15 protein-coding genes are annotated in these 19,883 nt (G+C 75.5%); 10 read left to right on the plus strand and 5 right to left on the minus strand.

Annotated elements, in window-relative coordinates:
• The first annotated feature begins 191 nt into the window (after positions 1 to 191).
• The 5 genes from ACFC2L_RS06325 (at position 192) to ACFC2L_RS06345 (ending at position 8,293) form a co-directional block, all read left to right on the plus strand.
• Positions 192 to 2,588 carry an ATP-binding cassette domain-containing protein gene (locus ACFC2L_RS06325; protein ID WP_375823434.1) on the plus strand — a complete coding sequence of 799 codons (2,397 nt, stop codon included), beginning with the start codon at positions 192 to 194 and terminating at the stop codon, positions 2,586 to 2,588.
• A 6-nt stretch (positions 2,589 to 2,594) separates the two neighbouring features.
• The gene (locus tag ACFC2L_RS06330; RefSeq protein ID WP_375823435.1) at positions 2,595 to 3,473 is read left to right on the plus strand and encodes an alpha/beta fold hydrolase; all 879 of its coding nucleotides are present in this window, start codon (positions 2,595 to 2,597) and stop codon (positions 3,471 to 3,473) included.
• Between the two features lie 113 nt (positions 3,474 to 3,586).
• Positions 3,587 to 5,191 carry a histidine ammonia-lyase gene (gene hutH / locus ACFC2L_RS06335; protein WP_375823494.1) on the plus strand — a complete coding sequence of 535 codons (1,605 nt, stop codon included), beginning with the start codon at positions 3,587 to 3,589 and terminating at the stop codon, positions 5,189 to 5,191.
• Between the two features lie 37 nt (positions 5,192 to 5,228).
• A complete protein-coding gene (gene hutU / locus ACFC2L_RS06340; protein ID WP_375823436.1) occupies positions 5,229 to 6,905 on the plus strand; it encodes a urocanate hydratase in 1,677 nt (558 codons plus the stop codon).
• Positions 6,905 to 8,293 (plus strand): amidohydrolase family protein, encoded by a 1,389-nt coding sequence (locus ACFC2L_RS06345; RefSeq protein WP_375823437.1) that lies wholly within the window; start codon positions 6,905 to 6,907, stop codon positions 8,291 to 8,293. The genes hutU and ACFC2L_RS06345 overlap by 1 nt, the downstream gene beginning before the upstream one ends.
• A gap of 33 nt (positions 8,294 to 8,326) precedes the next feature.
• Here the strand turns inward: ACFC2L_RS06345 and ACFC2L_RS06350 are convergent, their stop codons facing one another.
• Together ACFC2L_RS06350 and ACFC2L_RS06355 are read right to left on the minus strand one after the other, a co-directional pair.
• On the minus strand, positions 8,327 to 9,373 hold the full coding sequence (locus ACFC2L_RS06350; RefSeq protein WP_375823438.1) for an arginase family protein: 1,047 nt from the start codon (positions 9,371 to 9,373) through the stop codon (positions 8,327 to 8,329).
• Positions 9,374 to 9,454: 81 nt separating this feature from the next.
• Positions 9,455 to 10,354, minus strand: coding sequence for a universal stress protein (locus ACFC2L_RS06355; RefSeq protein ID WP_375823439.1), 900 nt, complete (start codon positions 10,352 to 10,354; stop codon positions 9,455 to 9,457).
• A gap of 214 nt (positions 10,355 to 10,568) precedes the next feature.
• Here ACFC2L_RS06355 and ACFC2L_RS06360 point away from each other — a divergent pair, with 214 nt between their 5' ends.
• The gene (locus ACFC2L_RS06360; protein ID WP_375823440.1) at positions 10,569 to 11,297 is read left to right on the plus strand and encodes a response regulator; all 729 of its coding nucleotides are present in this window, start codon (positions 10,569 to 10,571) and stop codon (positions 11,295 to 11,297) included.
• Positions 11,298 to 11,439: 142 nt separating this feature from the next.
• Positions 11,440 to 11,913, plus strand: coding sequence for a pyridoxamine 5'-phosphate oxidase family protein (locus ACFC2L_RS06365; protein WP_204538192.1), 474 nt, complete (start codon positions 11,440 to 11,442; stop codon positions 11,911 to 11,913).
• A 49-nt stretch (positions 11,914 to 11,962) separates the two neighbouring features.
• Here the strand turns inward: ACFC2L_RS06365 and ACFC2L_RS06370 are convergent, their stop codons facing one another.
• Positions 11,963 to 13,150, minus strand: a complete 1,188-nt coding sequence (locus ACFC2L_RS06370; protein ID WP_375823441.1) for a GAF domain-containing sensor histidine kinase — start codon at positions 13,148 to 13,150, stop codon at positions 11,963 to 11,965.
• Positions 13,151 to 13,348: 198 nt separating this feature from the next.
• Here ACFC2L_RS06370 and ACFC2L_RS06375 point away from each other — a divergent pair, with 198 nt between their 5' ends.
• On the plus strand, positions 13,349 to 14,131 hold the full coding sequence (locus ACFC2L_RS06375) for a tetratricopeptide repeat protein (RefSeq protein ID WP_375823442.1): 783 nt from the start codon (positions 13,349 to 13,351) through the stop codon (positions 14,129 to 14,131).
• Positions 14,132 to 14,358: 227 nt separating this feature from the next.
• On the opposite strand, the gene ACFC2L_RS06380 is transcribed toward ACFC2L_RS06375, so the two are convergent.
• Together ACFC2L_RS06380 and ACFC2L_RS06385 are read right to left on the minus strand one after the other, a co-directional pair.
• Entirely contained in the window at positions 14,359 to 14,931 is a 573-nt protein-coding gene (locus ACFC2L_RS06380; RefSeq protein ID WP_375823443.1) for a hypothetical protein, read from the minus strand.
• A gap of 151 nt (positions 14,932 to 15,082) precedes the next feature.
• Positions 15,083 to 15,601, minus strand: coding sequence for a hypothetical protein (locus tag ACFC2L_RS06385; RefSeq protein WP_375823444.1), 519 nt, complete (start codon positions 15,599 to 15,601; stop codon positions 15,083 to 15,085).
• Between the two features lie 198 nt (positions 15,602 to 15,799).
• Between ACFC2L_RS06385 and ACFC2L_RS06390 the strand changes: the two genes are divergently transcribed.
• Together ACFC2L_RS06390 and ACFC2L_RS06395 are read left to right on the plus strand one after the other, a co-directional pair.
• Entirely contained in the window at positions 15,800 to 17,836 is a 2,037-nt protein-coding gene (locus tag ACFC2L_RS06390) for a PASTA domain-containing protein (protein ID WP_375823445.1), read from the plus strand.
• 223 nt (positions 17,837 to 18,059) lie between these two features.
• Complete coding sequence (locus ACFC2L_RS06395) at positions 18,060 to 19,823, plus strand: ABC-F family ATP-binding cassette domain-containing protein (protein ID WP_375823446.1); 1,764 nt, start codon at positions 18,060 to 18,062, stop codon at positions 19,821 to 19,823.
• The last annotated feature ends 60 nt before the right edge of the window (positions 19,824 to 19,883 follow it).

The raw sequence follows: 19,883 nt of genomic DNA on the forward strand, positions 1-19,883 counted from the left end.
GGTCTGGCACAGGACGGCCGCGCGCCTGACACCGGAAGGCCGCGCGCCGCGGCAGGATCCGCGCGCCGGACCGACCCGTTCTCGGGCAGACTTTCACCGGACTGCCGAGGTCGGCCGGTCGGCGCCGTCGACCGGCCGGTCGACCGGGTCGGCGGTGGCCGCGCGACGAGGCTCGACGACGAGGAGACACGATGAGCACGGCAACGACGACGGGAACGCAGGCCGCGACGCCACAGGACCCCGACGCGCACGACGTCATCCGGGTCCAGGGGGCGCGGTCGAACAACCTCCAGGACGTGAGCGTCGAGATCCCCAAGCGGCGCCTCACGGTGTTCACGGGGGTCTCGGGGTCCGGCAAGAGCTCGCTCGTGTTCGACACGGTCGCGGCCGAGTCGCAGCGCCTCATCAACGAGACGTACCCGGCGTTCCTGCAGGGCTTCATGCCCACGCTGGACCGGCCCGACGTCGACGTGCTGGAGGGCCTGACGACGGCGATCGTCGTCGACCAGGAGCGCCTCGGCGCGAACCCGCGCTCCACGGTCGGGACGGTGACCGACGCGAACGCGATCCTGCGGGTCCTGTTCAGCCGGTTCGGGGAGCCGCAGATCGGCCCGCCGCCCGCGTTCTCCTTCAACGTCCCCGCGCGCAAGGCGAGCGGCATCATGACGTCGGCCACGGGCGAGAAGACGATCGTGCGCAACGCGATCTACCACGGCGGCATGTGCCCGCGGTGCGAGGGGCGCGGCTCCGTCTCCGACCTCGACCTCACGGAGATCTTCGACGACTCGAAGTCGCTGCTCGACGGCGCGATCAAGGTCCCGGGGTACACCGCGGACGGGTGGATGGTGCGGGGGTTCGCCGAGTCCGGGTTCTTCCCGGGCGACAGGCCCATCCGCGAGTTCACCGAGCGGCAGATGCAGGACTTCCTCTACAAGGAGCCCACCAAGATCAAGGCGATGGGGATCAACGTCACCTACGAGGGCCTGATCCCCAAGATCCAGAAGTCGATGTTCTCCAAGGACGTCGACTCGCTCCAGCCGCACGTCCGGGCGTTCGTCGAGCGGGCGGCGACGTTCGCGCCGTGCCCCGACTGCGGGGGCACGCGCCTGTCGGAGTCGGCGCGCTCGTCGAAGATTCGCGGCGTGAACATCGCCGACCTGTGCGCGATGCAGATCACCGACCTCGCCGCGTGGATCGGGGACCTCAGGAACGACCCGGCCGCCGCGAGCATGGCGCCGGTGGTCGACGCGCTCGGCGAGAACCTCGCGTCGTTCGTCGAGCTCGGGCTGGGCTACCTCAGCCTCGACCGACCGTCGGGCACGCTGTCCGGGGGCGAGTCGCAGCGCATCAAGATGCTGCGCCACCTCGGGTCGTCGCTCACGGACGTCACGTACGTCTTCGACGAGCCCACCATCGGCCTGCACCCGCACGACATCGACCGCATGAACGGCCTCCTGCTGCAGCTGCGGGACAAGGGCAACACGGTCCTCGTCGTCGAGCACAAGCCGGAGACGATCGTCATCGCCGACCACGTCGTCGACCTCGGCCCGGGCGCGGGCACGGCCGGCGGGCACGTGACGTTCGAGGGCACGGTCGAGGGGCTGCGCGCGAGCGACACCGTGACCGGCCGCCACCTCGACGACCGGGCGACGCTCAAGGACGAGGTGCGCTCGCCGTCGGGTGCGCTGGAGATCCGTGGCGCGGACGCGCACAACCTGCAGGACGTGGACGTCGACATCCCGCTCGGGGTGCTCGTCGTCCTGACCGGGGTGGCCGGGTCGGGCAAGAGCTCGCTCGTCGAGGGGTCGGTGTCGCGGCGCGAGGGCGTCGTCACGATCGACCAGAGCGCGGTGCGAGGCTCGCGCCGCAGCAACCCCGCCACCTACACGGGCCTGCTGGAGCCGATCCGCAAGGCGTTCGCCAAGGCCAACGGCGTCAAGCCCGCCCTGTTCAGCGCGAACTCCGAGGGCGCGTGCCCCGAGTGCAAGGGCGCGGGCGTCATCTACACCGAGCTCGGCTTCATGGAGACCGTCTCGACCCCCTGCGAGGACTGCGGCGGCCGCCGGTTCCAGGCCGCGGTGCTCGACTACACGCTCGGCGGGCTGAACATCGCCGACGTGCTCGACCTCCCGGTCTCGAAGGCCCGCGAGTTCTTCTCGTCGGGCGAGGCCAAGGTCCCCGCGGCGAAGGCGATCCTCGAGCGGCTCGACGACGTCGGCCTCGGGTACGTGAGCCTCGGCCAGCCGCTCACGACGCTGTCCGGCGGCGAGCGCCAGCGCCTCAAGCTCGCGACGCACCTGGGCGACAAGGGCGGCGTCATCGTCCTCGACGAGCCGACGACCGGCCTGCACCTCGCCGACGTGCAGAACCTCCTCGGCCTGCTCGACCGGATCGTCGACTCGGGCAAGTCCGTCATCGTCATCGAGCACCACCAGGCGGTCATGGCGCACGCGGACTGGATCGTCGACCTCGGCCCGGGCGCCGGCCACGACGGCGGCCGCGTCGTCTTCGAGGGCACCCCGGCCGACCTCGTGGCGGCCAGGTCCACCCTCACGGGCGAGCACCTCGCGGCCTACGTGGGCTCCTGACCCGACATGGACGGAGCAGGCGCGCCCCGGGACGACGGACGCACGCCGTCGGGCGCGCTCACCAGGACGCTGGAGTGGCGCGGCCGACGCGTCGCGTGGGACCGACTGGGGTCCGGCCCGCCGCTCGTGATGCTGCACGGGACGCCGTGGTCGTCATGGCTCTGGCGCCCGTACGCGGAGGCGCTGTCGTCGAGCTTCACGGTCTACCTGTGGGACATGCCCGGCTACGGCGCCTCCTCGAAGGACCCCGAGCACGACGTCGACCTCGGCACGCAGGGCCTGCTCTTCGCCGAACTCCTGCAGACGTGGGGGCTGGACGCGCCGCACGTCGTTGCGCACGACGTCGGCGGCGCCGTAGCCCTGCGGGCCCGCCTGCTGCACGAGGCACGGTTCGCCTCGCTCTGCCTCGTCGACGTGGTGGTGCTCTCCCCGTGGGGATCGCCCTTCTTCCGGCTCGTCCGGGACAACGCCGACGTGTTCGCCCGGGTCCCGGCCGGCGTGCACGAGGGGATCGTGGGTGCTTACGTCGCCGGCGCGAGCCACCGCGGGCTCACGGCGGCCGAGCGTGAGGCGCTCGTGGCGCCCTGGACCGGGCCGGAGGGCCAGGCCGCGTTCTATCGGCAGATCGCCCAGGCAGACGAACGCTTCACCGACGAGATCGAGCCCCTCTACGGCACGCTCACCGAGCCGGTGCACGTCGTCTGGGGCGCCGAGGACACGTGGATCCCCGTGGACCGTGCCGATCGGCTGCAGGCCGCGGTGCCCGGCTCGTCGGTCCGGCGGCTCCCCGGCGCGGGGCACCTGGTCCAGCTCGACGCCCCGGTCGCGCTGGCCGCCGAGCTCGCGGCGTGGACCTCCGCCGTCGCCGGCGGTTCGCCGGCCTGAGGAGATCCCCCGGTGGTTGTCTGGGATCCCAGACCGAACCTGCAGCGCGGGCCTGTCGGCGGCCCCGGAGCACGGTGTGTGCTGACGGCATGGCAACGACGACGCATCCCCCGATGGTCCTGGACGGGGCCTCCGGCGGTCCCGGCTCGACGACGCGCACCGTCGAGGTGGGCGCCGGACCGCTGACGATCGACGACGTGGTCGACGTCGCGCGGCACGGCGCGCGTGTCCGGCTCGCCGACGCGGCGGTCGACGCGATGGCCGCGACCCGCGCCGTCGTCGAGGGGCTCGCGGACGACGACCGCCCGCACTACGGCGTCTCGACCGGGTTCGGCGCGCTCGCCCGGAGGCACATCCCGGTCGAGCGGCGCGCGCAGCTCCAGCTCAGCCTGGTGCGCTCCCACGCCGCGGGGTCGGGGCCCGAGGTCGAGCAGGAGGTCGTGCGGGCGCTGCAGCTCCTGCGGCTCGCGACGCTCGCGACCGGGCGGACCGGGGCGCGACCCGTCGTCGCGCAGACGTACGCCGCGATGCTCGACGCGCAGGTGACGCCCGTGGTGCGCGAGTTCGGGTCGCTCGGCTGCTCGGGCGACCTCGCGCCGCTCGCGCACGTCGCGCTCGCGGCGCTCGGCGAGGGCGAGGTGCGGGACGCGACGGGAGCGCTCGTGCCTGCCGCCGACGCGCTCGCCGCCGCCGGGATCGCCCCGCTGACGCTGCGCGAGAAGGAGGGCCTCGCGCTCATCAACGGGACGGACGGCATGCTCGGCATGCTCGCGCTCGCGCTGCACGACCTGCGGTCCCTGCTCACGACGGCCGACGTCGCGGCGGCGGCGAGCGTCGAGGCGCTGCTCGGCTCGGACGCGCCGTTCGCCGCGGACCTCGTGGCGATGCGCCCGCACCCCGGCCAGGCGGCGTCGGCCGCGAACCTGCGGGCCCTGGTCGACGGCTCGCCCGTCGTCGCGAGCCATCGCACGCTCGACGCCGAGGGCCGCCCGGAGTGCACGCGCGTGCAGGACGCGTACTCGCTGCGGTGCGCGCCGCAGGTGCACGGCGCGGCGCGCGACACGCTCGACCACGCCGCCGCCGTCGCGCGTCGCGAGCTCGCGGCGGCGATCGACAACCCGGTCGTCACCGTGGACGGCCGCGTCGAGTCGAACGGGAACTTCCACGGCGCGCCGGTCGCGTACGTGCTCGACTTCCTCGCCATCGCCGCGGCCGACGTCGCGAGCATGAGCGAGCGCCGCACCGACCGGTTCCTCGACAAGGCTCGCAACGAGGGTCTGCCGCCGTTCCTCGCGGACGACCCGGGTGTCGACTCCGGGCTCATGATCGCCCAGTACACCGCGGCGGGGATCGTCTCGGAGCTCAAGCGCCTCGCCGTGCCGTCGAGCGTCGACTCGATCCCGTCGTCGGCGATGCAGGAGGACCACGTGTCCATGGGCTGGGCCGGGGCGCGCAAGCTCCGCCGCGCCGTCGACGGCCTCGGCCGCGTCCTCGCGATCGAGCTGCTCACCGCGACGCGCGCGCTCGACCTGCGCTGCGACGGCGGGTCCCTGCACCCCGCCCGGGGGACGGGCGCCGTGCGCGACCTCGTGCGCACCGTCGTCGACGGTCCCGGCCCGGACCGCTACCTGTCGCCCGACATCGAGGCCGTGACCCGCCTCGTCACGAGCGGTGCGGTGGTCGCGGCGGCGAGCGCCGCCGTCGGGCACCTGGCCTGACCTCCCGCCCGACCGACCCCGAAGGAGCGAGACGACCATGACCCACGAGCCGACCCACCGACTCGGCACCCCCGTCCCGGTCCGCGCGCCGCGCGGCACGACCCTCACCGCACGGTCGTGGCAGACCGAGGCGCCGCTGCGGATGCTCATGAACAACCTCGACCCGGAGGTCGCGGAGCGGCCCGACGACCTCGTCGTCTACGGCGGCACCGGCCGGGCGGCGCGCGACTGGCCGAGCTACCACGCGATCGTCCGCACGCTCACGACGCTCGCGGACGACGAGACGCTCCTCGTGCAGTCGGGCAAGCCGGTCGGGGTGCTGCAGACGCACGAGTGGGCGCCGCGCGTGCTGCTCGCGAACTCGAACCTCGTGGGGGACTGGGCGACGTGGCCGGAGTTCCGGCGGCTCGAGGCGATGGGCCTGACGATGTACGGGCAGATGACGGCGGGGTCGTGGATCTACATCGGCGCGCAGGGCATCCTCCAGGGCACGTACGAGACGCTCGCCGCGGTCGCCGCGAAGCGGTTCGGGGGCTCGCTCGCCGGGACGCTCACCCTCACCGGCGGGTGCGGCGGGATGGGCGGCGCGCAGCCGCTCGCGGTGACGCTCAACGGCGGCGCGTGCCTCGTGGTCGACGTCGACCGGTCGCGCCTCGACCGGCGCGTGCGCGAGCGGTACCTCGACGTCGTCGCCGACGACCTCGACGCCGCGGTCCGGCTCGTCGAGGACGCGCGGCGCGAGCGTCGGGCGCTGTCGGTCGGGGTCGAGGCGAACAGCGCGACGGTCGTGCCGGAGCTGCTGCGGCGCGGGGTCGAGGTCGACGTCGTCACGGACCAGACGTCGGCGCACGACCCGCTCTCGTACCTCCCGGTCGGGGTGCCGGTCGAGGAGTGGGCGGACTACGCGGCGGCCAAGCCCGACGAGTTCACCGACCGCGCGCGCGAGTCCATGGCCCGGCACGTCGAGGGCATGGTCGGGTTCCTCGACGCGGGTGCCGAGGTGTTCGACTACGGCAACTCGATCCGCGACGAGGCGCGTCGCGGCGGGTACGACCGGGCGTTCGACTTCCCGGGGTTCGTGCCCGCGTACATCCGGCCGCTGTTCGCGCAGGGCAAGGGCCCGTTCCGGTGGGCCGCGCTCTCGGGCGACCCGCGCGACATCGCCGCGACCGACGCCGCCGTGCTCGACCTGTTCGACGACGACCACCTCCACCGCTGGATCCGCGCCGCCCAGGAGCGGGTCGCGTTCCAGGGCCTGCCCGCGCGCATCTGCTGGCTCGGGCACGGCGAGCGCGACCGCGCGGGGCTGGCCTTCAACGACCTCGTGGCGTCGGGTGCGGTGCGCGCGCCGGTCGTCATCGGCCGCGACCACCTCGACGCCGGGTCGGTCGCGTCCCCGTACCGCGAGACGGAGGCCATGGCCGACGGCTCCGACGCGATCGCCGACTGGCCGCTGCTCAACGCGCTGACGGCCGCGTCGTCGGGCGCGACGTGGGTGTCGATCCACCACGGCGGCGGCGTCGGCATGGGCCGCTCGATCCACGCGGGCCAGGTGTCCGTCGCGGACGGCACGCCGCTCGCCGCGGCCAAGCTCGCGCGCGTGCTCTCGAACGACCCGGGCCTCGGCGTGCTGCGCCACGTCGACGCGGGCTACGACGACGCGATGGCCACGGCCGAGCGGAACGGCCTCCGCGTCCCGACGCGGGAGTCCTGATGGCCCACCCCCCGGTGCCGAACCCGGGGTCGTTCCCCACGGAGGGCACGTCCTGGGGAGAGACCCTGGGTTCGGCGTCGTCTGGGCGGACCGTCGGCCCCGGTTCGGCGAGTGGGTCGACGCTCCTCACCGGGATCGGCGAGCTGACGACCAACGTGCCCGGCGGGGCCGGCACGGGTGACGGCGACCCGACCGGGTTGGTGACCGACGCCGTCGTGCTGCTCGACGGCGGCCGCGTCGCCTGGGCGGGGCCGGCGCGGGAGGCGCGCGACGCCGTCGGGCGCGCGCTGGGCGGCCGCGAGCCCGACGTCACCGTCGACGTGGGCGGGCGCGCGGTGATCCCCGGGTTCGTCGACTCCCACACGCACCTCGTGTTCGCGGGCGACCGCGCCGCCGAGTTCGAGGCGCGCATGGCCGGGCGCCCGTACGAGGCGGGAGGCATCCGGTCGACCGTCGCGGCGACGCGCGCGGCGTCCGACGACGACCTGCGCGCAGGCCTCGCGCGGCACCTCGACGAGGCGGCCCGGCAGGGCACGACCACGGTCGAGGTGAAGAGCGGCTACGGCCTCACGGTCGCCGACGAGGAGCGGTCCGTGCGGCTCGCGCGCGAGGTCACGCCGGAGGTCACGTTCCTCGGGGCGCACGTCGTGCCGCCCGAGTACGCGGGTCGGGCAGACGCGTACGTCGACCTCGTGTGCGGCGACATGCTCGCCGCGTGCGCCCCGCACGCGCGGTGGGTCGACGTGTTCTGCGAGACGGGCGCGTTCACGCCCGAGCAGTCGCGTCGCGTCCTCGAGGCGGGCGCGGCGGCGGGCCTCGGCGTACGCGTGCACGCGAACCAGCTCGCGCCGGGGGAGGGTGTGCGCCTCGCCGTCGCGCTCGGCGCCGCCGCGGTGGACCACTGCACGTACCTCACCGACGCCGACGTCGCGGCGCTCGGGGGCTCGTGGTCGGGGGCCGCCGCGGACACGGCGCCCGGGAGCGGGGCGGAGTCGGGAGCGGTCGCCGGGACCGTGGCGACCCTTCTCCCCGGCGTGGAGTTCTCGACGCGCCAGCCCTACCCCGACGCGCGGCGCCTCCTCGACGCGGGCGCCGTCGTCGCGCTCGCGAGCGACTGCAACCCCGGGTCGAGCTACACGTCGTCCATGCCGCTGTGCGTCGCGCTCGCGGTCCGCGAGATGCGCATGACCGTCGCCGAGGCCGTCTGGTCCGCGACCGCGGGCGGCGCCCTCGCGCTGCGGCGGGCCGACGTCGGGCACCTCGCCCCGGGGGCGCGGGCCGACGTCGTGCTGCTCGACGCCCCGAGCCGCGTGCACCTCGCCTACCGCCCGGGCGTCCCGCTCGTCGCCGCGGTCTGGCAGAACGGCGTCCGCCTCCCGCCGAGGTAGAGCCTCCCGTCACGAGATAGAGCTCGCCGCGTCCTACGTCGCGACCGGACGCTCTACCTCGCGGAGGGCGACGCCGGCGGCGAGCTCCAGGACGCAGAGGGCGGCGAGGCGGACGGTGCGGCCGTCGGGGGCGTCGGCGGTGGCGTCGACCTCGACGACGTCGGCGGACCGCACGCGGTCGTCACGGGCCGCCGCGCGGACCAGGGCGCGGAGCTCCCACGCCGCGATGCCGCCGGGGACGCTGGCGGGGCAGCCGGGCGCGACGGAGCGGTCGCACACGTCGACGTCGACGTCGAGGTGCACCGGCCCGCCCGCGGAACCGGCGATCTCGAGCGCCGCCCGCATCACGTCCTCCGGCCCGCGCCGCCGCAGCTCGTCGACGTGCACGACCGTGATCCCGAGCTCGACCGCGCGGCGCGCGTACTCGGCGGAGTTCGCGAAGTCCGCGATCCCGACCTGCACGACCCGGCGCGGGTCGAGGCCGGCCTCGACCAGCCGCCGCACGGGCGACCCGTTCGACACGCCGTCGCGCAGGTCGTGGTGGGCGTCGAGGGTGACGAGGCCCGCGGTGGCGAGGTCGTCGCCCCACGCCCCGAGCGCCGTCGCGACGGTCACGGAGTTGTCGCCCCCGAGCGCGACGAGCAGGCGGGCGCGCTCCAATGCCGCGCGGACCGCCGCGCGCGTCCGCGCCTCGCCCTCCGCGCCGTCCGGCTCGTCGACGTCGCCGAGGTCCGCGAACGCGAGGCCCGCGAGGTCCACGGGCCCGGCACGGCCCGACGACGCTGCCCGCCCGGTCCCGGAAGGGCCCGTCGCGTCCGGCCCGGTCGCGACGGCGGGCCGGACGCGGGCGGAGGGTCCGCCGTCGGGCAGGGTGCGGTCGGGGGCGAGGGCGGGGCTGAACCGGCGCAGCGCGTCGCGCACGGCGGCGGGCGTCGCGTGCGCGCCGGTGGGGGAGAGCGACGTGCGCCAGGCGGGGACCCCGAGCAGGGCGACGTCGACATCACCCGCGGGGAGCGCGGGCCAGTCGCCGGCCCGCGGCCAGGACGGGTCGTGGGACAGGGACTGCGATGCGCTGGTCACGCCTTCGACGCTAGCGCGACCACGACATGAGGGTCGCTGTCCGCGGGATGACGACCCTCATGTCGTGCTCGGCGGGTCGGGTCAGGCGCGGGTGGCGTGCACGACCGCGACCGGGTGCGTCGCGTGGTGCAGCACCTGCTGGCTCACGGAGCCCAGGACCATCCCGCGCAGGTCGCCGCGACCGCGCGAGCCGACGACGGTCAGCGCGGCGCCCGCCGCGGCCTCCCGGATCGCGACGGACGGCTCGCGGTCCACGACGAACGTCTCGACGAGGACGTCGTCGTGCTCGGCGGTCCGCACGCGCGCGAGCGCGGCCTCGACGGTGCGCGACGCCTCGGCCCGCGCGTCGCGCTCGGCCGCGGTGTAGAACGACGGGTTCTCCTCCCACAGCGGTCCGACGGGCAGCCGCCACGCGCACACCGCGACGACGCGCGACCGGGTCCGGGCGGCCTCGTCGAGCGCGAACCGCAGCGCCGCGTCGCCGTGCACGGACCCGTCGACGCCGACCACGACGTCGGTCGTGCGCTCGGCCCGGTCCACGACCGGCGGCACGACCACGACGGGCACCGGCGAGCGCGCGGCCAGCCGGGTCCCGACGGAGCCGAAGAACATGGAGCCGACCGAGCCCAGCCCGCGCGACCCGACGACGACGAGGTCGGCGTCCTTGGCCTCGTCGAGGAGCGCCTCCGCGGGCGGGCCGGAGCGCAGCGTGGTGCGCACGGGGACCGTGGGGTCGACGTGCGCGGCACGCTCGGCGGCGGCCGACAGGATGGGCCCGGCGATCTCGCCGAGCTCCTCGACGCTCGGGTAGTAGGCGCCGCCGACGAACGGCGTCGCGACCACGGGCACGTACGCGACGTGCAGCACGCGCAGCTGCGCGTCGCGGCGGGCCGCCTCGCGCACGGCCCAGTCCAGGGCCTTGCCGCTCGTCGCGCTGCCGTCCACACCGACCAGCACGACCTGCTGCGTCGATCCGCTCACGGTTCCCACCTCGGTCCCTCGTCCCCTTCGCGGCGGGTTCCCTCCCACCGCCTGCACACCTCCTGGATACCCCCCGACCCCGGCCCCGCGCACCCCCCGACCGCCCTCGCCCGCGAGGACCCTCGGCTCCCGGTCGCGGGACGAAGGTCCCGCACCTGCGGCGCGAGCACCGCACCCGCGCGAGAATCCGCCCCCGACGGGCTACGTTGAGGGCATGGGCTCTCCCCACCCGATCCGTGTGTTCCTGCTCGACGACCACGAGGTGGTCCGGCGCGGCGTCGCCGCGCTGCTCGAGGCGGCCGGTGACATCACCGTCGTCGGCGAGGCCGGCACCGCCGCCTCCGCGCTCGCGCGCATCAAGGCGACGCGGCCCGACGTCGCGATCCTCGACGTGCGCCTGCCCGACGGCTCCGGCGTCGAGGTGTGCCGCGAGATCCGGTCCGAGCTCCCCGAGGTCGGCTGCCTCATGCTCACGTCCTTCGCCGACGACGAGGCGCTGTTCCAGGCCGTGCTCGCCGGGGCGTCGGGGTACGTGCTCAAGCAGATCCACGGCTCCGACCTCGTCGGCGCGGTCCGCACCGTCGCGGCGGGCGGGTCGCTGCTCGACCCGGCGAGCACCGCGCGCGTGCTCGAGCGCCTGCGCCACGCCGCGGACGAGACCCCCGACCGGCTCGAGGGCCTGTCCCAGCAGGAGCGCCAGATCGTCGCGCTCATCGGCGAGGGCCTGACGAACCGCGAGATCGGCAAGCGCCTCTACCTCGCGGAGAAGACGGTCAAGAACTACGTCTCGCACGTCCTCGCGACGCTCGGCCTGCAGCGGCGCACCCAGGTCGCGGTGCTCGCGACCGAGATGCGCCAGGAGGAGGCGTCGCGCCAGGGCACCCCGGGCGCGGGCGCGCCGGCAGGGGACCGGCAGCACGGTGGCCAGCCCTTCCGTCCCTGAGGGCGGCGCCGGGGCGCGGCCCGCGGGGCCCGAGGGCTCGTCGCCCGACGGACCGGGGGCCGACGGCGAAGGTCCGGGCGACCGCGTGGCGTCGGGACCTTCGGCACTCGCCGATCTGACACCGCGGCGCGACGATGTGGAGATGGACACAGTCGAGCGGACCGGGACAGGGGCACCGGTGGCGGGAGCGGGGGCCATGACGGCCGAGCGCCCCCGCGCCTCGGCAGGGCTCTCGGAGCTCACGCCGGAGGAGAGCTACGCGCTCCTCGCGACCGTCCCCGTGGGCAGGATCGTCTACACCGACCACGCGCTGCCGGCGATCCAGCCGGTGAACTTCGTCCTCGACGGGCCGGACGTCGTGTTCCGCACCGCCGAGGGCTCCAAGCTCGCGGTCGCGGCGAGCCGGGCGGTCGTCGCGTTCGAGGTGGACCAGTTCGACGCCGAGGCCCGCTCCGGGTGGTCCGTCGTGCTCGTGGGCCGCACGTTCGAGGTCACGGAACCCGTGGAGCGCGCACGGCTGCTCGCCCTCCCGCTCGTGACGTTCGTGCCGGGCGTGCGCGACCGCGTCATCAAGGTCGTCCCGCGCATCGTCACCGGGCGGCGGATACTGCGCTGACCCCTCGGCCGACCCTCGGCCGACACGGACCGAGAGGCACCGGGCCGCGTCAGACGAGCGGCACCCACCACTCGAGGCGCGTGCCGCCGTCGGGCAGCGCGGTCGCGGTGCTCGACCCGCCCAGCGCCGCCGCGCGCGCCTGCATGTTCCGCAACCCCGAGCGGCGACCGCCGGGCTGGATGCCCACGCCGTCGTCCGTCACCGTGAGGCGCGCCTCGTGCGCGGTCACGGACAGGTGCACGACGACGTGGCTCGCCTGCGCGTGCCGGGCCACGTTCGTCAGGGACTCGCCGAGCACGACGACGAGCTGGTCGGCGACCTCGGCGGGCAGGCTCGGGCCGCCGTCGGACACGCCCGCGCCCGACCCCTCGGCCGCGACCTCGACGCTCACCTCCGGGGCGAAGCCCAGGACCGTCGTCGCGGCCTCCGCCTGGGCGCGGAACCGGTCCTCGATCGACGGCGCGTCCGGGTCGGTCGCCGTGTGCAGGGCGAAGATGGTCGAGCGGATCTGCCGGATCGTCTCGTCGAGGTCGGAGACGGTCTCCTCGATGCGGGTCCGCGCGTTCGGGTCGGCGACGAGCGGCTGCACGCTCATGAGCGTCATCGCCGACGCGAACAGGCGCTGGATCACCACGTCGTGCAGGTCGCGCGCGATGCGGTCGCGGTCCTCGAGCACGCCCACCTGCTTGGCGCGCCCGTAGAGCCGCGCGTTCTCGATCGCGACACCCGCGGCCGCGGCGAGCGCGATGACGGCCGCCTCGTCCTCGGCCGTGAACTCCGTCGTGGAGTCCTCGCCGCCCGCCCCGGGCACCCGCTTGTCCGTGAGGTACAGGTTGCCGAACACCGTCTCGCGCACCCGGACCGGCACGCCGAGGAACGTGTGCATCGGCGGGTGCCCCTCGGGGAAGCCCGCCGAGCGGACGTCGTCGGCGATCTCCGGCACGCGGATGGGCTCCGGGTGGTCGATGAGCTCGCCGAGCAGCCCCTCGCCGTGCGGCCAGTGGTCGATCGCGGCGACCTCGTCGTCCGAGAGGCCCAGCGGGATGAACTGCGCGAGGCGCTCGCGGCCCGAGGCGTCGAGCACGCCCAGCGCCCCGTACCGGGCTCCGGTCAGCTCCATGGCCGCCTCGACGATGCGCCGCAGCACCTGCGGGAGGTCGAGGTCGCTCGTCACCGCCACGACGGCGTCCAGCACGCGTTGCCCGACGGCGGTCGGCAGGTCGGTCGTTCCGCTCACCCGAGCCAGTCTCCCAGACGGGAGGCCCCGGGCAGCACCCCACCTGACGTGGGGGTGTGACGTGGGCGACACCCGCGCGCTATCGTGCGTCCACATCTCGGGACGTCCGTCGCCGTCCTGCCGGTCGCTCACCGCAACCGGCCCGGCGCGAGCCGACCGAGGCCGTCGACGCAGGGGGCCGAAGGGACGCGGTGCCGCATGCCGACCACCGACCGGAGCACGGGCCCCGCCACGGCGACCGCGCTCGCCGACCTGCGCGCCGCCGTCGGGCACCTGCACCCCGACGACCCCGCCGAGCTCGTCGCCATCGCCGACGACCTGCGCGCCCTCGGCAGTCCCGCCGCGGCCGTGCCGTTCTACGAGTCAGCCGTCGAGCACGGCGTCCCCGGGGCGGTCTACCGCCTGGCGGTCGCGCACCACGAGGCGGGTGACGCCGCCGAGGCGTTCCGCTGCTTCGAGCTCGCGGGGCTCGCGGGCGACGGGCTGGGCGCGTTCATGGCCGCGCAGGTCGCGAGCGAGCGCGGGGACCTGCACGCGGCCCGCCGGTGGTACGAGCAGGCGCAGGAGGTCGAGGGCGCCTCCGTGCGGCTCGCGCAGGTGCTCGCCGAGCTGGGGGAGCAGGGCGCCGCCGCCGACCTCCTGGTCGCGACGTCGGGCGAGAGCTGGGAGGCCGCCGTCGAGCTCACGCGCAACGGCGCGCTCACGGGCGACGACGCCGTCGCGCTCCTGGAGGGCTGGGCCGAGGCGGGCGAGGCGCGCGTCGCCGCAGCGCTCGCGGACCTCTACGTCCGCGCGGGCCGCGCCCTCGACGCCGAGGACCTCCTGGAGCAGGCGGCGCTCGCGGGCGAGCCGACCGCGCGCACGAGCCTCGGCGTCCTGCGGCTGCGGGCCGGCCGGGTCGCCGAGGCGATGACGCTGTGGAGCGAGGCCGCCGCCCAGGGCGACCCCCAGGCGGCGGAGCTGCTCGCCCGCTTCGGCTGACATCGGGGGCCACGCGGGTGGGGACAGAAAGGCGCCCGGCGGGCGACCCGCTCCGTCGAGCGTCGGTCGCCCTGCCGGGCGCGAGGGGCGGGACGTGCGGGTGGTCTCCCCACCGCCCGCACGTCCCTCTTCCCCCGGGAGCGACTCCCTGCAGCGACGGCCTCAGAATCGTCGCGCGGTATCGGTCGCCCCGTAGGCCCGCCGCACACGGCGGGCTGTCGTGACCGTCAGACCAGCCAGGGGTTGCGCTGGACGAACGGGATCTTCTTCCACGTCCGGCCGAGGCCGAGCACGCTGCCCGCCCCGAGGAGCGTGAGCGCGATGATCGTCAGGGCCATCGTGATGTGGTCGTCGATGATCGGGTTGGTCACGAGCGGGAGCTCGGCCAGGTACATGAGCAGGAGCAGGAGCGTGCCGCTCACCGCGGCGACCCGCATGCCGATGCCCAGGATGAGCGCGAGCCCGATGCCGAGCAGGCCGACCATGAACAGCACGTCGATGAACGCGTTGCCGGCGAGGCCGCCGAAGAAGCCCGAGAACGTGCCCTCGAGGTTCGACAGGAAGCCGGTGGTCGGGCTGTTCCCGTTGATCCACGACCGCTCGGCCGGGGTCGCGAACCCGAGCCCGAACGTCTTGTCGAGGAAGGCCCAGAGGAAGTAGAAGCCGACCACGATCCGCAGGACGCCGAGGACGACCTGGGTGTGCCGCGGAGCGCGCTCCGCGAGGCTGGTGGTCTCCGGCTCGTTGCCCTCGACCGTGGGGAGCGGTGTGTTGGCGTTCCGCTCGATCGTCCCCTTCATCACTGTCCCCTCTCATCGACCCGGCCGGTGCGGTCGGGCTCCTGAGACCAAGCAAACCCCTGTGAAGGAAGGGTGGACGTCAGGCAAAGGTCGTCGCCCACGGGGACCTAGGTCACCGGTGCGCGCTCGCCCGGCCCTGCGGCGGGGCCGCTCAGGAGCCGGTGGACTCCTCGAGGTCGGCGCGGAGCTCGTCGACGCGCGTGCGCAGGCTCTCGAGCGCGTCGCGGACGGCGGCGTCGGCGCCGGAGAGGGAGTCCGCGACCGCGTCGAGCTCGGTGGAGGCGTCCTCGAGCGCGGTCTCCGCGTCGGCGAGCCGCTGCTCGGCCTCGGCGCGGGTGTCCTCGGTGGCCGCGGCCGCCTCGTCCGCCGCGGCGCGCGCCTCGTCCGCCGCCTCCTGCGCGGCCGCGACGGCGTCCTCGGCACGCGTGCGGGCGTCGCCGGACAGCGACCCCAGGTCGTCGGTGAGCGACCGGACGTCGTCGCCGATCGTCTCCGCCTGCGACCGGGCGTCGTCGAGGAACTGCTGCACCTGGTCGCCGGAGAGGGTGAACTCCGGCACGCTCACCGAGCCGTCCTCCGCGCACCCGGCGAGCGCGAGGGTCGCCACGACGGCCGCGCCGAGCGCGAGCGAGCGTGACGTTGACCTGCGGTGACGCGTGGGTGAACTCATGCCGGCATTCTCCCCCTCGAACATGAGACGGGGGTGAGAGCCTCGTGGAGGCGGTGTACGGTAGGCGGACGAGGGCACTGTGGCGTGCAGCACACCGACCGGCGGGCGCGCGCACCCGTGACGTCGGGCGCGACGACGCGCTGAACCGGCGTGCGGGACCGCAGGTCCGTGGCAGGGCACGAAGCACGGGAGTGAGCGGTGAGCACCACGGCGGAGCACGAGGGCGCGACGGACGACGTGCCCGACGCGACTGAGCCTGCGGCGCCCGCACCCGCCCCGACGCCGACCTTCGCGCGGCGGGCCCGCAGCGTCTCCCACGTCCTCATCTCCTCGGCGCTCGCGATCACGCTCGCCGCGGCGCTCGCCGGGAGCGTCGAGCCCCGGCCGGGCGCGTCGTTCTTCTCCGCAGAGGCCACGACCGCGACGCAGGTCTCGGCGCTGTCGAGCACGCTCGGTGCCGGGCTCGACGAGGACCAGCAGCTCGACGGCGCGATCGAGGTCCTCGCCACGGCGAACGCGCTCGCGGACGGGGAGGTCACCGCCCCGGTCGAGCAGGCGCGCGCGGAGCTCGGCATGCTCCTCGCCACGTACCTCGCCCAGCAGGACGCCGCGCGCCGCGTGCCCGTCCAGGTCGTCCCCGACGGCGGGCTCGACCTCGACGAGTCCCTCGACGACGCCGAGGTCCCCGCGCTGCCGGAGCCGCTCGACCCGGGCACGGGAACGGACGACCCCGCGCTCCCCGGCACGGACGACCAGGGGACGACGCCCTCCGGGCGCCCCGCGCAGCAGCCGGCGTCCGTGGACGCCGCGGGCGACGCGGACGTGGTGCGCACGTCCGCCACCCGCACCGCCCCGTCCCCGAGCCCGACGAGCAGCCCCGACCCGAGCGCGTCCCCGAGCCCGAGCGGGTCGCCGAGCCCGTCTCCGTCGGGCGACGCGCCGACGGGGCCGACGGGCCCAGGCTCCACCGGCGGCACGACGTCGCCCGGCGACCGGACGCTCCCCGAGGACGCCGTGCCGGCTCCCGACGGCGTCGCGCCGGGTGAGCTCGACGGCAGCTCGGACGACTTCGCCGACCCGTCGCCTGACAGCGGTGACGGCGAGCACGGAGAGGACGACGACCACGCTCACGGCGACGTGACGCTCGAGGACGTCGTCGTCTCGGCGACCCACCTCGCGGACCTGCTCGGCACCGACTTCTCCCCGGTCGGCGTCGTCCCCGCGGCCGGCGTCACGGCGCTCGCGGGCACGACCCTCGCGGAGCGCCTCGCCGAGGTGGTCGAGCGGTACGCGGGCTCGACGGCGCAGTACCAGAACGGACGGATCCCGCCCGAGGCGCTGTGCGCGCTCGACTTCGCGCCGGGCAAGACGCTGCGCTGCGACGCGGCGGAGCAGCTCGAGGCGCTCGCGGCGGAGTTCCAGAAGGAGTTCGGGTACGCGCTCAAGATCACCGACGCGTACCGCCCCTACGACGACCAGGTGCGGCTCAAGGCCATCAAGCCCTACCTCGCCGCGGTCCCCGGGACGTCCCAGCACGGCTGGGGCCTGGCGATCGACATCGGCGGCAACGTCCCGTCCGGGACGTCGCGCGAGTACGTGTGGCTGCGCACGCACGGCCCGGACTACGGCTGGGACAACCCCGCCTGGGCGCGGCCGAACGGGTCCAAGCCCGAGCCGTGGCACTTCGAGTTCTTCGCCGCGGGCAAGATGCCGACGCGCTACACGCCCTCCGAGGGCACGTCGCCGACGACGCCGCAGAAGCCGTCGACCCCGACCCTGCCGCCCGCGCCGAAGCCCACCCCGACCCCGCCGACCGAGCCCACGACGCCGACCGAGCCCACCGAGCCGACGACGCCGACCGAGCCGGAGGAGCCCGCGAAGGTCGCCGTGCCGGCCGGTCTCGTCGGCACGACGCAGGCCCAGGCCGCGGCCGCGCTCGCGAACGCAGGGTTCAAGGTCAGCGTGACGACGCAGGAGGACGCCGCCGCGGCGGGCACCGTGATCGCGGTCAACCCGGGTTCGGGCACCGAGCTCGCGAAGGGGAGCACGGTGACGATCGTCGTCTCGACCGGCCCCGCGGTCGTCGAGCCGGAGCCCGAGCCGACGCCGGATCCCGAACCGACGCCGGACCCCGAGCCCACGGACCCCGCGCCGACGCAGGACCCGACCGTCGCGCCGACGTCGGCGCCCACCGAGGAGCCTGCCGCGGACGCGACGGAGACGACCGCACCCTGACGCGCGACCGCCGAGCCCACCAGACCTGTGGTCCGGTCGCCCGCCCGTGCCGCGCACCTTGCGGGGTAATTCCCGTGCGCCGTGCGCGGCGACCGCGTAGCCTCGTCGACGATGTGATCCTCACCTGCCCCGACCGCTCCGTCCCGTCGAGCCCGTCGTCGTGGCCCCCGCGCCGTCCCGGCGCGTGCGCGTGCCGCCCGGGCACCCTGGTAGGTGATCACCCATGGCCCGTTCCACCCCTGTCCTGCGTGCGTCCGACGTCCGCGTGTCGTTCGCAGGGCGTCCCGTCCTGCGCGGCGTCGACCTCGCCGTCGACCCCGGCCACCGCACGGGTTTCGTCGGCGAGAACGGCGTCGGCAAGTCCACCCTGCTGCGCGTGCTCGCGGGCACGCTCGCGCCCGACGACGGGGCGGTGACCCGGCCCGACGACCTCGGGTTCCTGCACCAGGAGTTCCCGTACCCGCCCTCGACGACCGTGCGTGCGGTCGTCGACGACGCGCTCGCGCGCGTCCGGGCGATCGAGCGCGAGCTCGAGGAGGCGGCGCTCGCTCTCGCGGGTCCGGCCGGCTCGGTGACTGCCGGGTCGCCTGTCGAGGGGCCCGTCGGAGGCGCCGACGAGGCGTACGCGCGCGCCCTCGCCCGGGCCGAGCTCGCGGACGTGTGGGACGCCGACGCCCGGGCCGCACGCACGCTCGCGGGCCTGGGGCTCGACGTCGACGGCGTCGCCGGCCGCGCCGTGGGCTCGCTCTCGGGCGGGCAGCGCACGCGCCTCGGGCTCGCCGCGCTCCTCGTGCGGCAGCCGGGCGCCCTGCTGCTCGACGAGCCGACGAACCACCTCGACGACGACGCGGCCGAGTTCCTCGCGGCGGCGCTGCGCGCGCTCCCGGGCGCCGTCGTGCTCGCGAGCCACGACCGGGTCTTCCTCGACGAGGTGTGCACGGAGATCCTCGACCTGGACCCGGTGGCCGAGCCGCTGCGGGGCCCCGCGAACGGCGGCCCGCGCCCCGGCGGGGGCGCCGCCACGCTGTACGGCGGCACGTACAGCGACTACCTGGACGCCAAGCGCGTCGAGCGCGCGCGCTGGGAGCAGCGGTTCGAGGCCGAGCAGGCGGAGCTCGCCGAGCTGCGCCGGTCCGTGGCGGTCACCGCGCGCGACGTCTCGAAGAACCGCGAGCGCGGCAACCAGGCGAAGATCCTCTACGACTTCAAGGGGGAGCGCGTCCAGAGCCAGGTGTCGCGGCGCGTGCGCAACGCGCAGCAGCGCCTCGACGCCCTGGAGCGCGACCAGGTGCGCAAGCCCCCGCCGCCGTTGCGCTTCGCCCCGCCGGACGGCGGTGGCGCGGCGACCCTCGGCGGCGGCGACGTCGTCGCGTGGGCGCGGGGCGTCGTCGTGCACCGACCGGCGGGCACGGGCGCACCCGGCGAGCGCGCCGACCGGCTCGACATGACGGCGTCGGGCGTGCCCTCGATCGAGGTCGCGCGCGGCACGCGGCTGCTCGTCACGGGCGCCAACGGTGCGGGGAAGTCGACGCTGCTGCACGTCCTCGCGGGCGACCTCGTGCCCGACGCGGGCACGGTCGGACGGGCGCGGGGGGTGCGCGTCGGCCTGCTGGAGCAGGACGTCCACCTGCACGACGACGACCGCACCCCGCGCGAGCTCCTCGCCCTCGCGCAGGGCTGGGACCCGGCCGACCGGGCGGGTGCGCGCGAGGCCGCCGTGGACGCGCACGGGCTGCTCGCGCCGCGCGACCTCGGGCGTCCGCTCGCGGAGCTGTCGGTGGGCCAGCGACGGCGCGTCGTGCTCGCCATGCTCGTCACGCAGGCGCCGGACGTGCTGCTCCTCGACGAGCCGACGAACCACGTGTCGCTCACCCTCGCCGGGGAGCTCATGGCGGCCGTCGAGGAGTGGCCGGGCGCCGTCGTCGTCGCGTCGCACGACCGGTGGCTGCGGCAGCGCTGGACGGGCGACGTCGTGCACCTCGCGTGAGCCCCGCACCTGTCGGCGCCCCGGCGTCCCGGACCCGTGGGGCGCCGACAACTCTCAAGG

Origin of the sequence: Cellulosimicrobium sp. NPDC055967 (genome assembly GCF_042269845.1) — a bacterium.
GTDB lineage: Bacteria > Actinomycetota > Actinomycetes > Actinomycetales > Cellulomonadaceae > Cellulosimicrobium.

Coding starts and splice junctions, on each gene's coding strand:
- ACFC2L_RS06375 (WP_375823442.1), top strand. CDS start 13,349: ATGCCGACCACCGACCGGAGCACGGGCCCCGCCACGGCGACCGCGCTC.
- ACFC2L_RS06395 (WP_375823446.1), top strand. CDS start 18,060: ATGGCCCGTTCCACCCCTGTCCTGCGTGCGTCCGACGTCCGCGTGTCG.
- ACFC2L_RS06365 (WP_204538192.1), top strand. CDS start 11,440: ATGGACACAGTCGAGCGGACCGGGACAGGGGCACCGGTGGCGGGAGCG.
- ACFC2L_RS06385 (WP_375823444.1), bottom strand. CDS start 15,601: ATGAGTTCACCCACGCGTCACCGCAGGTCAACGTCACGCTCGCTCGCG.
- ACFC2L_RS06325 (WP_375823434.1), top strand. CDS start 192: ATGAGCACGGCAACGACGACGGGAACGCAGGCCGCGACGCCACAGGAC.
- ACFC2L_RS06360 (WP_375823440.1), top strand. CDS start 10,569: ATGGGCTCTCCCCACCCGATCCGTGTGTTCCTGCTCGACGACCACGAG.
- ACFC2L_RS06345 (WP_375823437.1), top strand. CDS start 6,905: ATGGCCCACCCCCCGGTGCCGAACCCGGGGTCGTTCCCCACGGAGGGC.
- ACFC2L_RS06380 (WP_375823443.1), bottom strand. CDS start 14,931: ATGAAGGGGACGATCGAGCGGAACGCCAACACACCGCTCCCCACGGTC.
- ACFC2L_RS06330 (WP_375823435.1), top strand. CDS start 2,595: ATGGACGGAGCAGGCGCGCCCCGGGACGACGGACGCACGCCGTCGGGC.
- hutH (WP_375823494.1), top strand. CDS start 3,587: ATGGTCCTGGACGGGGCCTCCGGCGGTCCCGGCTCGACGACGCGCACC.
- hutU (WP_375823436.1), top strand. CDS start 5,229: ATGACCCACGAGCCGACCCACCGACTCGGCACCCCCGTCCCGGTCCGC.